Source organism: Acidovorax sp. SRI_002 (assembly GCF_057586455.1).
This window is the reverse complement of record NZ_JBYCZW010000006.1, coordinates 184,053-197,403: the sequence shown is the minus strand read 5'-3', so window position 1 is coordinate 197,403 and position 13,351 is coordinate 184,053. Positions and strand designations below refer to the sequence as shown.

The window sequence follows — 13,351 nt, the reverse complement described above, 5'->3', positions numbered from 1 at the left end:
CGGTGTCGGCCCGCTGTCATGAATTCGTGGGTGTGGTGTCTACAGCGTGTAGGGCCAGCACTACAAATCGGTCGTGCAACGCACCGAATTCACTCTGCCGGTGCGCCACGTGCCAGCAGCGCAAGCTCCACATCGTTGCGCGCGCCGGTCTTTTCGAGGATGCGGGCGCGGTAGGTGCTCACCGTGTTGGGCGCGAGCTTGAGCTGCGCACCAATTTCGCTCACGCTCTGCCCGGCAGTGAGCAGGCGGAACACCTGGTGCTCCCGATAGGAGAGCGCGTCCACTCCGGCGGGCGTGCCCTGCTGGGCGGTGCGCACCACCCCGGTGCGTTCCAGTGCACCTGCCAGGGCTTGCGCGGTCGCCTCCGTCAGGTAGCGCCCGCCAGCGGCCACCTTGCGCACGGCGGCCACCATGTCGTCGGGATCGGCGCTTTTGTGCAGGTAGCCCGCCGCGCCCATCTGGATGCAGCGCACCGCGTATTGCCGCTCGGGGTAGGTGCTGAGCATCAGCACCGGCAACGCAGGCCAGGCCTTGCGGAGCGCCTGCAGCACTTCGAGGCCGTCCATGCCCGGCATGGCGATGTCCAGCAGCACCAGGTCCAGCCCCGGTGTTCCCGTGGGCCCTTGCAGGGCGGCGACCAGCTCCAGCACCTCGTTGCCCTGGGTGGCCTCGGCGACCACAGTGATCTCGGGCACGCCATTGGCCGGGTCGCCCAGCACCTGCTTGAGCCCTTCCCGCACGATGCGGTGGTCATCCCCGATCAATACGCGAACGACGGAATTCATGACAGCTCCAGAGGAATCAGCAATTGCAGGCACGAGCCCTGCCCCGGCTCGCTGGTGATGCTCAAGCGGCCCCCAAGCTGCCGCGCCCGCTCGCGCATACCCATCACGCCATAGGCGGTGGGCGCCTCCAGGGCCTGGCGGGTGGCGCCCACGCCGTTGTCGCGCACGCGCAGTTGCAGCATCTCGTCCTGCACGTCGATGGCAATGTCGATGGCGCTGGCCTGCGCGTGGCGGCCCACATTGCTCAGCATCTCCTGGAAGATGCGGAACACAGCGATGGCTGCAGGCTCGGGCAAGTGCAGGGTGGCAGGCACCTCCATCTGCCACGCCAGCTCCAGTTCGGCCGACTGCACGAACTCCTGTGCCTGCCACTCCAGCGCCGCCCACAGGCCCTGGTGGTCCAGGATGCTGGGGCGCAGGTCGGTGATGATGCGGCCCACGTTGTCTACGGCGTTTTCGATCAGGCGGCTCATGTTCTGGCACTTGCAGCGCATCTGGGTGCGCATGTCGCCCGCGGCCTCGGGCGTGCGCTCGCCCTGCTCGCCCAGGCGCTTGTGCAGCCAGTTGACATCCATCTTCAGCGCCACCAGCAGGCTGCCCAGCTCGTCGTGCACTTCGCGGGCGATGCGGGTGCGTTCGTCTTCGCGCACCTGCTCCGAATAGGCGGACAGCTCGCGCAGCTGCGCCAGCGCCTGCGACAGCTCTTGTGTGCGTGCTGCCACTCGGCGCTCCAGCTCGTCGTTGGCGCGGGCCAGCTCATCGTGCGCGCGCTGCAGCTCGTCGGCGGCGCGTTTGCGGCTGGTGATGTCCACAAAAGCGATCACGGCACCCTGCACCTGATCGCCTTCCAGAATGGGGTGGCTCGAATACTCCACGGCAAACGCCGAGCCATCGCGGCGCCAGAACACCTCGGTGTCCACCCGGCAGGGCAGGCCCTGACGGAACGCGTTGAAGATGGGGCAGTCGCCATCCGCATACGGGCTGCCGTCGGGGTGGCTGTGGTGGGTGAGCGCGTGCATGTTGCGCCCCATCACCTCATCGGCCGCAAAGCCCAGCATCTGCGCGCCCGCCCGGTTGATGAACACGCAGTTGCCCGCCAGATCAATGCCAAACACCCCCTCGCCCGTGGACTCCAGCAGCAGCCCCAGGCGGTTCTGCCAGAGGGCACTGGCACCGGCGGGCAGGTTCAGGACGTGGGTGGACATAGGGGTACCCAAGCAATGGCCGTGCCCAGGTGGCGACGATGAACACATCGGGGACTGTGCGCCCGCCCGCCAACATCGCACAATAAGCGGATGCAAACCGCTCACCCGCCCTCTGTGGCCACTGTGGCCCCGCCCCCGCCGTCGGTATGGCGCCCGCCCAGCCTGTCCGTGCGCTGGTGGCCCGTGTTCATGCGCAACCTGCTGGTCTGGCGCAAGCTGGCCATCCCCAGCCTGGTGGGCAACATTGCCGAGCCGCTGATGTGGCTGGTGGCCTTTGGCTACGGCATGGGGGCCCTGGTGGGGCAGGTGAACGTGGGCGGCGCGGCGGGCGACACCAAGGTGCCCTACATCCTGTTCCTGGCCAGCGGCTCCATCTGCATGAGCGCCATGAACGCGGCCAGCTTCGAGGCGCTGTACTCGGCCTTCTCGCGCATGCATGTGCAAAAGACTTGGGACGGCATCATGAACGCGCCGGTCAGCCTGGACGACGTGGTGCTGGCCGAAATGCTGTGGGCGGCGTTCAAGGCGCTATTCACCGTCACCGCCATCCTGGGCGTCATGCTGGCCCTCTCCATCAGCCACAGCCCCAAGCTGTTGGTGGCCTGGCCGGTGCTGCTGTTCGTGGGGGTGATGTTCTCCAGCATCGCGCTCATCTTCAATGCGCTGGCCAAGGGGTATGACTTTTTTACCTACTACTTCACGCTGGTGCTCACGCCCATGATGTTTCTCTCGGGCGTGTTCTTCCCGCGCGAGCAGCTGCCTCCCATCGTGCGCACCATCTCCGACTGGCTGCCACTGACCAACGCGGTCGAGCTGGTACGCCCGCTGTTCATGGACCAGTGGCCCGCCCACCCCCTGCGCCACGGCCTGGTGCTGGTGGTGACCACCGTGGTGGCCTTCTGGGTGGCTCTGGCCCTGACCCGCAAGCGCTTCAAGGCATGACCGCGCTGCTCGGCCCCAGCCATATCGCCATGGTGGCCAAGGGCGTGTCGGCCATCGTGGCGTCACGCGATGCGGCCCTGCGGCCGAGCATCATGCGGGCCGTGGGCAGTCGCATCAACGGCGATGGGCGGGAGGTCACGGTGTACCTGCGGCGCAGCCAGTCCGAACAGTTGCTGCAGGACATTGCGCACACCGGAGAGATTGCCGTGGTGTTCAGCGTGCCGTCCACCCACCAGACGCTGCAGCTCAAAGCCCGCCGGGCCACGCAGCGCCCGGCCACTGATGGCGACCTGCCGGTGTTGCAGGCCTACCTGCAGTCCATGGTGCAGGAGGTGGGCCGGGTGGGTTATGGGCCGCAGTATGTGGGCGCCATGCTGGCAGCACCGCTGCAGGATGTGGTCGCAGTGACCTTCACCCCCACCAGCGCGTTCGACCAGACCCCAGGCCCGCGCGCGGGCGCGGAGTTGTGTGCGCCGCCCGCACCACCCACACCACCCGTACTGCAGCCATGAGCTCCGCAGCGCCGTCCCTGCACAGCATCCGCCCCTGCCTAGAGGGGGCGATTCCCGCCATCATGGCGACCTGCGACCCTGACGGCACACCCAACGTGGCCTACATCTCGCAGGTGGTCTATGTGGATGCGGCGCACGTGGCGCTGTCGTTCCAGTTCTTCAACAAGACCCGCCAGAACATCCTGCGCAACCCGCGCGCGTCGGTGCTGGTGCTGGACCCAGTCACCGCCCATTTCTACCGCCTGCACCTGCTGTACGAACGCACCGAGGACAGCGGGCCGGTGTTCGAGAGCATGCGCGCGCAGCTGGCGGGCATTGCGTCGCATGCGGGCATGGCCGAGGTGTTTGAACTCAAAGGGGCCGACATCTACGCTGTGGAGCGCATCGAATCGGTAGCGGGCGAAGGCCTGCCGGCACCGGCGCCGCGTTCCGGGTTGCTGCACACGCTGCGTCTGTGCAGCGAGAGCATCGCGCGCTGCTCGGGGCTGGATGAATTGCTGCAAGGCGCGCTGCAGGGCCTGCAGGACAAGCTGGGCATTCAGCACGCCATGGTGCTGATGCTGGACGCCAGCGCCCAGCAGCTCTACACGGTGGCCAGCTGCGGCTATGCCACGTCGGGCGTGGGTTCAGAAATCCGACTGGGCCAGGGAGTGATCGGCATGGCTGCGCGCGAGCGAACGCCGGTGCGCATCAGCCACATGACGCACGCCGCCCTGTACAGCCATGCCATCCGCGAAAGCATGGACGCGCATGCCACACCCGATGCGCCCCCGCTGCGCGGCCTGGACATCCCCTACCCCGGGCTGCCAGAGCCGCACAGCCAGGTGGCGGTACCACTGCTGTCGGCCGGACGCCTGCTGGGCGTGCTGTTTGCCGAGAGCCCCGAAGACATGCGCTTTGGTTTCGAGGATGAAGACCTGCTGGTGGCCATTGCGGGCCAGCTGGCCGCCGCCATCGACCTGCTGCAGGCCGCGCCCGATGCGCCCGAGCCGCTGCCTACTCCGACGGCGGCACCGCCGGTGAGCGGCAGCGCTCTGCGGGTGCGCCACTTTGCGGCCAACGACAGCGTGTTCATCAACGACGACTATTTGATCAAGGGCGTGGCGGGCGCCATTGTCTGGAAGCTGCTGCGCGACCACCAGCACACCGGGCGCGTGGACTTCACCAACCGCGAACTGCGGCTGGACCCCGCCCTGCGCCTGCCCGATGTGGCCGACAACCTGGAGGCCCGCCTGCTGTTGCTGCAGCGCCGCCTGCAGGAGAACTGCCCGCATATCCACATCGAAAAAACAGGGCGCGGGCGCTTTCGGCTGTGCGTGCTGCGCCCCGTGGTGCTGGAAGACGCCTGAGTCTCAGAAGGTGTGAATGAATCCGGCGTGCCCGAGCAGGCAGTCAAAACGCGCCCGATCAAGACGCAAAGCGCAGCCATAGCTCGGGCTATGGCGAGCATTTTTAACGACGAACGGGTGTGTTTTGGCGGGATGAGCGGGCATGGCGGGTTCGTTCACACCTTCTCAGTGCACCAGACCCGGCACCACCGGCAGGCCCAGGCTGCGCATCAGCTTGGTCCACTCAGGCTGCGTGAGGTGCGGCTGCACTTGCGCCAGCACTGCGGCCAGCACGGGGGCAGGCGCATGTTGCTTCATGTCCAACAGCATGGCCGTGCGCTCGGCGGGTGACATGTAGGGCACCATCCAGCGGGCCACCACCATCATTTCGTGCGGCGGGATCGAGGCCACCAGCGCATCGTGCACGCCTGCCAGTTCCGCGTCGGTGTAGCACTGCCAGAGCACGCGGTTGTGCGCGGTCTCTTCCTCGTTCATGTGCTCGAAGTTGTGCGCCACAAACAGCGCCAGCTGGCGGTACAGGGCCTGGGTGGCTGCTGGGCGTGCGGGCTTGGCACAGGCCATCAGGTGGTTCACGCCGTCTGCCAAAGCGACGATGGCCTGTTCGTGCTCCACATGTTCACCAGCAATGCTCTGGCTGGAGCCGGGCTGGCGCGCCTCCATGGCGGCGTGCACAAACTGATTCTCGTGGTGCAGGTGCGCGCGGCACAGGTCCAGCAGCTGCATCACCCGGTCGCAGGTCTGGGCAAACTCCAGGTCGTCGTCCACATCCATGCGGCCCAGGCCCAGCAGCGTGTCGGCCATGAAGGCGCGCAGCGCCTTGTGGATGCTGGCGTACATGTCCATGCGGGGGGCGGCGGGTTGGGCTTGAGTCAGTGCGGCAATTTCGCGGGCATCAATCTTCATTACGTTCTTTCATGGCCTCGTTGGGCTCTTTCAGCGCCTTTTTTTGGGCGCCGGGCCGGGTGCACCATGCACCCGCTTCCATGCCAAGAAGTCTAGAAATTCGCCGCGTTTTTGCCTGTTAAAAACTCCTTAAACAGACCCTTTGAAAACCTTAAAAATCGCGTTCCGCGCGCCAAACGTGAAATCGTTCACGGCGCGGCGCGCAGCAGGTCCACCGCTTTTTCCGCAATCATCACCGTGGGCGCATTGGTGTTGCCGCTCACGATGCGCGGCATGATGGACGCGTCCACCACACGCAGGCCTGCGAGGCCATGCACGCGCAGTTCGGCATCCACCACGTCCATGGGCCCAGGCCCCATGCGGCAGGTGCCCACGGGGTGGTAGATGGTGTCGGCGTACTGGCGGATGAACTGCTCGATCTCCGCGTCGGTGCGCGCACTGGCCGAGGCCGCCAGCTCCTTGGCGCCGAACTTCGCGAGCGCCGGTTGCATCAGGATCTCGCGCGTGCGCTTGAAGCCACGCACCATGCGCGCCATGTCGTCGGGGTCCGCCAGGAAGTTCGGGTCCACCAGTGGCAAGGCCATGGGGTCACGGCTGGCCAGCGTGACCGAGCCCCGGCTCTTGGGTTGCAGCAGGCACACGTGGGCCGAGTAGCCGTGGCCGAACACCGTCTTGCGCCCGTGGTCCACCAGCTTGCCAATCACGAAGTGCAGCTGCAGGTCGGGTGCTGGCTCGGACGGGTCGCTCTTGATGAAGCCCCCCGCCTCGGCAAAGTTGGTGGTCAACATGCCCGTGCGGTGCTTGCGCCATTCGACAATGCCGCGCAGCGTCTGCGCCATGCCCGACAGTGACAGGCCGAACAGGTCCTTCAGATCGGGAGCGTCCAGCACCTGCACTACGTCGGGATGGTCGTGCAAATGCTGGCCCACGCCCGGCAGTTCGTGCAGCACCGGGATGCCGTGTTGCTGCAAGTGTGCGGCAGGCCCCACGCCCGACAACATCAGCAACTGCGGCGACAGCAGTGCGCCCGCACTCAACAGCACTTCGCGCCCCGCACGCACCTGCTTCAAGGCACCGCCCTGGCGGTATTCCACACCCACGGCGCGCGTGCCCTCGAACAGGATGCGCGTGGCGTGGGCACCGGTGATGACCTGCAGGTTGGAGCGCGCAAGGTGGGGCGTGAGGTAGCCCTTGGCCGCGCTGTGGCGCTCGCCGTTCTTGTGCGTGACCTGGTAAAGGCCCACGCCTTCCTGCGTGGCGCCGTTGAAGTCGGTGTTGTGCGGGTGCCCGGCCTGCACACCCGCTTCGGTGAAGTGGTGGCTGAAGCGGTTGGTCGAGCGAAGGTCCGCCACGTTGAAAGGCCCGCCCTGCCCGTGCCAGGCATCGGCGCCGCGCTCGTTGTGCTCGGCGCGCAGGAAGTAGGGCTTCACATCCTCCCAGCCCCAGCCCGGGTTGCCCTGCGCGGCCCAGTGGTCGTAGTCCGCATGCTGCCCCCGGATGTAGACCATGGCGTTGATCGAGCTGGAGCCCCCCAGAACCTTGCCGCGTGGCTGGTAGCCGCGCCGGTTGTTGAGCGCAGCCTGGGGCGTGGTGTTGAAGCCCCAACCGTTCAGCTCGAACTTGGCCATCACGGCCAGCCCGGCAGGGCAGTGGATGAGCACGCTCTTGTCGGCGGAGCCCGCCTCCAGCAGGCACACGCGCACGGCGGGGTCTTCGGTCAGGCGGCCAGCCAGCACGGAGCCCGCCGAGCCGCCGCCGATCACGATGTAGTCGAACATGTTGTTGTGTCTCCTCCGCCATGCTGCGCAGCGGCTTGTTGGTTCAGGTTTGACGCACGATAACCGAACGGTCGTGCGATTCGCCTTACCATTCCGTCCATCCGTTTCACTTTGAAGAGGGCTCTCTATATGACGATTCAGACCGTAGGCATCATCGGCGCAGGCACCATGGGCAACGGCATTGCACAGGCCTGTGCGGTGTCGGGCATTAACGTGGTGATGGTTGATATCTCCGATGCTGCAGTGCAAAAAGGCCTGGCCACCGTGGCCAGCAGCCTGGACCGCCTGATCAAGAAGGAAAAAATCACCGAGGCCGACAAGGCCGCCGCGCTGGGCCGCATCAAGACCTCCACCAGCTACGACGACCTCAAAGCCGCGCAATTGGTGATCGAGGCCGCCACCGAAAACTACGAACTCAAGCTCAAGATCCTCAAGCAGGTGGATGCCCTCGTGGGCCCCGAGGTGCTGATCGCATCGAACACGTCCTCGATCTCCATCACCAAGCTGGCGGCCGCCACCAGCCGCGCCGACAAGTTCATCGGCATGCACTTCTTCAACCCCGTGCCCATGATGGCGCTGGTGGAGATCATCCGCGGCCTGCAGACCAGCGATGCCACGCACGACGCTGTGAAGGCCCTGGCCGAGGCGCTGGGCAAGAGCCCCATCACCGTGAAGAACGCGCCCGGCTTTGTGGTCAACCGCATCCTGGTGCCCATGATCAACGAGGCCTTCTTCGTGCTGGCCGAGGGCCTGGCCACCCCCGAGGACATCGATGCGGGCATGAAACTGGGCTGCAACCAGCCCATCGGCCCGCTGGCGCTGGCGGACATGATCGGCCTGGATGTGTGCCTGGCCGTGATGGATGTGTACCTCACCGAGTTTGGCGACAGCAAATACCGCCCCTGCCCGCTGCTCAAGGAAATGGTGGCCGCAGGCCGCCTGGGCCGCAAGACCGGGCAAGGCGTCTACACCTACTGACGACCTTCAGCGCGCTGTCCCTCGGGGGACGGCGCGCAGTTTCCATTGCGTTTTCAATCATGGGCCAGGAGACCTGCGCCCATGACAAACATCACCCCCACCACACCCCCGCCCGAGGGCTGCATAGACACCCTGGTGCTCGGCCACGTGCTGCTGATCGGCATCAACCGCCCGGCCAAGCGCAACGGTTGGACGCCCCCCATGTTCCGCCAGCTGGCGGAGGCCTACACCCGACTGGATGATGACCCCGACCTGCGCGTCGGTGTGCTGCACGCCATGGGCGACCACTTCACGGCCGGACTGGACCTGCCCGCTGTGAGCGCCTACATGCAGCGCGGCGAGAAAGCCATCCCCGAAGGCCTGGTTGAGCCGCACGACTACGGCCTGCCCGGCTACCGGCGCCGTACCAAGCCCATGGTGGTGGCGGTCAAGGGCATCTGCTTCACCGTGGGCATCGAGTTGATGCTGGGTGCCGACATCGTGGTGGCGGCCGACAACTGCCGCTTCTCGCAGATGGAGGTGCAGCGCGGCATCATGGCCACGGGCGGCGCCACGCTGCGCATGGCCGAGCGCGCGGGCACAGGCAATGCGCTGCTGCACCTGCTGACGGCCGACGAGTTTGGCAGCGCTGAGGCGTACCGCCTGAACTTTGTGCAGAAAGTGGTGCCGGCTGGCAAGGAGCTGGACGAGGCATTGGCGATTGCCCAGCGCATTGCCGCACAGGCGCCGCGTGCGGTGGTCGCCACGCGCCTGAATGTGCTCAAGGCCATCGAGCAAGGCCAGGCGGCCGCGGTGGCGGACTTCATCCCGGTGCAGAAGGAACTGGCCAACAGCGAGGACGCCGCTGAAGGCGTGCGCGCATTTGTCGAGCGACGGCCCGCGCAGTTCAGCGGGCGCTGAGGGCCTGGTGGTTCGTCGTCGCCCGAACCACTACATGCCAAATTTCAAGCCTAATCGGTCGCTAGCGCATATGAATCATGCGCCAGCAGCTCTGCTATTGATAGCAATTTTCCGAGAGTGAAGGGGCACAGCGCCCCCGCCTGCGCAAGCGGGACGCGCGAATAGCACCGATGGCGCGGCGCCGCTCCCCCACCCACACAATCCCATCCATTAACAAAGTTTTTCACAATTCAATTGCGCACAATTGAATTCACACCCACAATTCACCCCATGCCCAGCCACAGCACACCCCACACTCCCAGCCCCGCCATCCTGCGGCTGGACAACCAGGTCTGCTTTGCGCTGTATTCCGCCTCGCTGGCGATGACCAAGCTGTACAAACCGCTGCTCGACCAGATCGGCCTGACCTACCCCCAGTACCTCGTGATGCTGGTGCTGTGGGAACAGGATGGCGTGACGGTGTCCGAGCTGGGCGAGCGCCTGTTTCTCGACTCCGGCACGCTCACGCCGCTGCTCAAGCGCCTGGAGGCGCAGGGCCACATTGCCCGGCTGCGCGATGTGCAGGACGAGCGCCGCGTGCGCATCACCCTCACGTCGCAAGGCCGCGCACTGCGCGACCAGGCCGAGGCCATCCCGCCCTGTGTGCTGCAAAGCAGCCAGTGCTCGATTGCCGAGCTGACGGCCCTGACCTCCGAACTCAAGCAACTGCGGGACCGGCTCAGCGAGCAACGCTGACGGTCTGCAGACAGCACAAGAACCGATTCCCTCCACCGCCCGCCAGTGGGCAACAACCGCAAGGAAGACACCATGACCAAGCTCGAAAAAGTCCTGTACACCGCCAAGTCGCACGTGACCGGTGGCCGCGATGGCGCCGCCAAGACCGATGACGGCCGCCTGGAAGTCAAGCTGTCCTCGCCCGGCACGGCCGGCACCGGCACCAACCCCGAGCAGCTGTTTGCCTCCGGCTACGCAGCCTGCTTCATCGGCGCCATGAAGGCCGTCGGCGGCAAGATCGGCATTCCTGTGCCCCAAGACGTGTCCATCGACGCCGAAGTGGACCTGGGCCCCATCCCGAACGCCTACGGCATCGCTGCCCGCCTGGCCATCAGCCTGCCCGGCCTGGACAAGGAAACCGCCCAGAAGCTGGTGGACGCAGCCCACCAGGTCTGCCCCTACTCCAACGCCACGCGCGGCAACATAGACGTGACCATCACGATCGTCTAAGACCATGGGCCGCCTGCTGATTCCCCGCATCGCGGTGGCCCTGGTGGCCATCGAGCATGTGTACATCCTCGTGCTCGAAATGTTCTTCTGGAACAAGCCCCTGGGCATGAAAACCTTCAACCTGACCCAGGAGCTGGCCGACGCCACCACCACGCTGGCGGCCAACCAGGGGCTGTACAACGGTTTTCTGGCGGCGGGCCTGTTCTGGGGGCTGTTCACCGGCAACCGGGTGTTCAAGATCTTCTTCCTGGCATGCGTGATCGTGGCCGGGGTGTTTGGCGCCGCCACCGCAGCGCCCAAGATCTTCTTCAGCCAGGCGCTGCCCGCGATCATTGCGCTGGGCCTGGTGCTGGCGCTGGACAAAAAACCCGCCGCCCAGCGCAGCCTCTGAGCTATCAAATCAATAGCTGCTACCGCCCTATAGACGGGCGGTAGCAGCTATTTTTGCTTTGAATCCGGGAAAGCACGGCGGCCTGCAAGCTGCCATTCAGCCATGCGCGCGATGATGGGGTTGGAGACAACACCATGAAAATCGCCCTGCTGTCCGACATCCACGCCAACCGCCAGGCCCTGGACGCCTGCCTGCAACACGCCCGCGCACAGGGCGCCGAACAATTTGCGCTGCTGGGCGACCTGGTGGGGTACGGCGGCGAGCCCGTGGCCGTGGTGGAACAGGTGCGCGACCTCGCCCAGCAGGGCGCCCTGTGTGTGCTGGGCAACCACGACGCCATGGCCCTGGCCCCGCCTGCCAACCCGCGCAACCGCAGCGAGCTGGGCGCGCAGTGGACGCACGACCAGCTCGGCAACAGCCACATCGCCTTTTTGCAGTCGCTGCCGCTCACCGCACGTCTGGGCAGCAGCGCGCTGCTCGTGCATGCCAGCGCCGACATGCCGGAGCAATGGCGCTACGTGGAGGACTCGAACGCCGCCGAGCGCAGCATGACGGCGGCCCAGGCCCTTGACCCCGCCATCCGCTACGTGTTCTGCGGCCATGTGCATGAGCAGGTGCTGTACTTCCTCACGCCCACCGCCAAGCTGATGCGTTTTGCGCCCGAGCCCGGCGTGCCCGTGCCTGTGCCACCGCACCGCCAGTGGCTGGGCATCGTGGGCTCGGTGGGCCAGCCGCGCGACGGCGATGCGCGCGCCATGTACGCACTGTTCGACGACACCGCCAGGCAGATCACCTTCTACCGCGTGCCGTATGACCACCTGGCCGCCGCCGCCGCCATCCGCGCGGCAGGACTGCCCGCGTTTTATGCCGACAGGCTGGAGCATGGTCAATGAAACTGCTCGAACCCGGCACCGAGATCGACGGCTTTCGCGTGGTGGACTGCATCCACGCGGGTGGCATGGCCCACATCTACGCCGTGGAATACGCGCAGGCCGACCGCAGCCCCGGCTTTCCCATGGCGATGAAGATCCCGCGCATGACGGCGGGCGACGGGGCCGAGAACATCGTGAGCTTCGAGGTCGAGCTGCAGATCCTGCCCGTGCTCAGCGGCCAGCATGTGCCGCGTTTTGTGGCGGCGGGCGACCTGGTGCGTCTGCCCTACCTGGTCATGGAATACATCCCCGGCCAGACGCTGCAGCACTGGCTGGACGAAGGGCCTGGCCGCTGCGACACAGCAACCATCGCACGCCTGGGCGCGGCCACCGCGCGCGCGGCGCACAGCCTGCACCAGCAGAACGTGTGCCACCTCGACCTCAAACCGGCCAACGTGCTCATCAAAGAAGATGGCACGGCCGTGCTGCTGGACTTTGGCCTCTCGTGCCACGCCCACTACCCCGACCTGCTGGCCGAGGAAATGCGCCAGGCCGTGGGCTCGCCCGCCTGGATTGCGCCCGAGCAAGTGGTGGGCGTGCGCGGCGACCCGCGCAGCGACATCTTTGCCATCGGCGTGATGCTGTACGAGCTGGCCACGGGCGAGCTGCCCTTTGGCGCGCCCACCACCAGCGGCGGCATGCGCCAGCGTCTGTGGATGACGCCCGCGCCGCCGCGCAAGCACCGCGCCGACATCCCGCCCTGGCTGCAGGAAGTCATCCTGCGCTGCCTGGAGCCTGAGGCAGGGAGCCGCTACCCGTCGGCCGCGCACCTGGCCTTCGACCTGTCGAACCCCGAACAGGTGCAGGTTACCGAACGCGGCGAACGCACCGAGCGCACTCCACTGCGCACGCATGTGCGCCGCTGGCTGCGTGCTGCGGGCATGCACTACACGCCCAGCCCCCTGCCCTCGCAGCAGATCGAGGACACGCCCATCCTCATGGTCGCCGTGCCCCATGCCGATGTGAGCGATGCCACGCTGTACTCGCTGCGCCAGGCCGTGGCCCGCTCGCTGGGCATCCGCCCCGGCGCGCGGCTGGCCTGCGTGACGGTGATCTCGCCGGGCGCCAGCAGCACCAGCGACAGTGAGCGCAGTGAAACCACGCTGCACCGCCAGCACATGGCACGCCTGCGCCAGTGGGCCCAGGGTCTGGACCTGACCGGACATGCCGTGAGCTACCACGTGCTCGAAGCGGGCGACGTGGCCCAGGCGCTGGTGCGCTATGCGGCCAGCAACCACGTGAGCATGATGATCCTGGGCGCCGCCACGCACGGGCTGCAGATGCAGCGCTTCATCGACACCGTGCCCATCCGCGTGGCGCGTGATGCGCCCTGCACCGTCATCCTGGTCAAGCAGGCGCTGCCGTTCGAGCAACTGGGCCAGACGTTCCCAGGCTAAGCGCCTGTTCAAAGAGTGGGCCCCGCTGTCGCCGAGGTGGCGCGGCCCGCTTGAG

At 66.5% G+C, this 13,351-nt stretch carries 15 protein-coding genes; 10 read left to right on the top strand and 5 right to left on the bottom strand.

What is annotated here, in order from left to right:
• Positions 1-89: 89 nt before the first annotated feature.
• Positions 90-785, bottom strand: coding sequence for a response regulator (locus AC2YJX_RS17795; protein WP_094289105.1), 696 nt, complete (start codon positions 783-785; stop codon positions 90-92).
• Complete coding sequence (locus AC2YJX_RS17790) at positions 782-1,990, bottom strand: sensor histidine kinase (protein WP_056059659.1); 1,209 nt, start codon at positions 1,988-1,990, stop codon at positions 782-784. Before AC2YJX_RS17790 ends, AC2YJX_RS17795 begins: the two co-directional genes overlap by 4 nt.
• Positions 1,991-2,080: 90 nt before the next feature.
• Here AC2YJX_RS17790 and AC2YJX_RS17785 point away from each other — a divergent pair, with 90 nt between their 5' ends.
• From AC2YJX_RS17785 to AC2YJX_RS17775, 3 genes are read left to right on the top strand one after another with little or no spacing between them, the layout of a single operon-like run.
• The gene (locus AC2YJX_RS17785; RefSeq protein WP_094289109.1) at positions 2,081-2,932 is read left to right on the top strand and encodes an ABC transporter permease; all 852 of its coding nucleotides are present in this window, start codon (positions 2,081-2,083) and stop codon (positions 2,930-2,932) included.
• On the top strand, positions 2,929-3,444 hold the full coding sequence (locus AC2YJX_RS17780) for a hypothetical protein (RefSeq protein WP_260666127.1): 516 nt from the start codon (positions 2,929-2,931) through the stop codon (positions 3,442-3,444). The genes AC2YJX_RS17785 and AC2YJX_RS17780 overlap by 4 nt, the downstream gene beginning before the upstream one ends.
• Positions 3,441-4,793 carry a GAF domain-containing protein gene (locus tag AC2YJX_RS17775; RefSeq protein ID WP_431151722.1) on the top strand — a complete coding sequence of 451 codons (1,353 nt, stop codon included), beginning with the start codon at positions 3,441-3,443 and terminating at the stop codon, positions 4,791-4,793. The genes AC2YJX_RS17780 and AC2YJX_RS17775 overlap by 4 nt, the downstream gene beginning before the upstream one ends.
• 3 nt (positions 4,794-4,796) lie before the next feature.
• On the opposite strand, the gene AC2YJX_RS17770 is transcribed toward AC2YJX_RS17775, so the two are convergent.
• From AC2YJX_RS17770 to AC2YJX_RS17760, 3 genes are all read right to left on the bottom strand, one after another.
• Positions 4,797-4,952, bottom strand: coding sequence for a hypothetical protein (locus AC2YJX_RS17770; RefSeq protein ID WP_487256823.1), 156 nt, complete (start codon positions 4,950-4,952; stop codon positions 4,797-4,799).
• A gap of 6 nt (positions 4,953-4,958) precedes the next feature.
• Entirely contained in the window at positions 4,959-5,696 is a 738-nt protein-coding gene (locus tag AC2YJX_RS17765) for a hemerythrin domain-containing protein (RefSeq protein WP_487256822.1), read from the bottom strand.
• A gap of 188 nt (positions 5,697-5,884) precedes the next feature.
• Positions 5,885-7,474, bottom strand: coding sequence for a GMC family oxidoreductase (locus AC2YJX_RS17760; protein ID WP_487256821.1), 1,590 nt, complete (start codon positions 7,472-7,474; stop codon positions 5,885-5,887).
• Positions 7,475-7,603: 129 nt separating this feature from the next.
• On the opposite strand from AC2YJX_RS17760, the gene AC2YJX_RS17755 reads away from it, so the two are divergent.
• The 7 genes from AC2YJX_RS17755 to AC2YJX_RS17725 all read left to right on the top strand — a co-directional run bounded on the left by AC2YJX_RS17755 (position 7,604) and on the right by AC2YJX_RS17725 (position 13,296).
• The gene (locus AC2YJX_RS17755) at positions 7,604-8,452 is read left to right on the top strand and encodes a 3-hydroxybutyryl-CoA dehydrogenase (protein WP_487256820.1); all 849 of its coding nucleotides are present in this window, start codon (positions 7,604-7,606) and stop codon (positions 8,450-8,452) included.
• An 81-nt stretch (positions 8,453-8,533) separates the two neighbouring features.
• Positions 8,534-9,352, top strand: a complete 819-nt coding sequence (locus AC2YJX_RS17750; protein WP_487256819.1) for a crotonase/enoyl-CoA hydratase family protein — start codon at positions 8,534-8,536, stop codon at positions 9,350-9,352.
• A gap of 270 nt (positions 9,353-9,622) precedes the next feature.
• Complete coding sequence (locus AC2YJX_RS17745; protein ID WP_487256818.1) at positions 9,623-10,087, top strand: MarR family winged helix-turn-helix transcriptional regulator; 465 nt, start codon at positions 9,623-9,625, stop codon at positions 10,085-10,087.
• A 72-nt stretch (positions 10,088-10,159) separates the two neighbouring features.
• The gene (locus AC2YJX_RS17740) at positions 10,160-10,576 is read left to right on the top strand and encodes an organic hydroperoxide resistance protein (protein ID WP_010462826.1); all 417 of its coding nucleotides are present in this window, start codon (positions 10,160-10,162) and stop codon (positions 10,574-10,576) included.
• Between the two features lie 4 nt (positions 10,577-10,580).
• Positions 10,581-10,967 carry a DUF1304 domain-containing protein gene (locus AC2YJX_RS17735; protein WP_291467703.1) on the top strand — a complete coding sequence of 129 codons (387 nt, stop codon included), beginning with the start codon at positions 10,581-10,583 and terminating at the stop codon, positions 10,965-10,967.
• Between the two features lie 134 nt (positions 10,968-11,101).
• Positions 11,102-11,860: a metallophosphoesterase family protein gene (locus tag AC2YJX_RS17730; RefSeq protein WP_431151715.1), complete on the top strand. Its 759-nt coding sequence runs from the start codon at positions 11,102-11,104 to the stop codon at positions 11,858-11,860.
• The gene (locus AC2YJX_RS17725; RefSeq protein ID WP_487256817.1) at positions 11,857-13,296 is read left to right on the top strand and encodes a serine/threonine protein kinase; all 1,440 of its coding nucleotides are present in this window, start codon (positions 11,857-11,859) and stop codon (positions 13,294-13,296) included. The genes AC2YJX_RS17730 and AC2YJX_RS17725 overlap by 4 nt, the downstream gene beginning before the upstream one ends.
• The last annotated feature ends 55 nt before the right edge of the window (positions 13,297-13,351 follow it).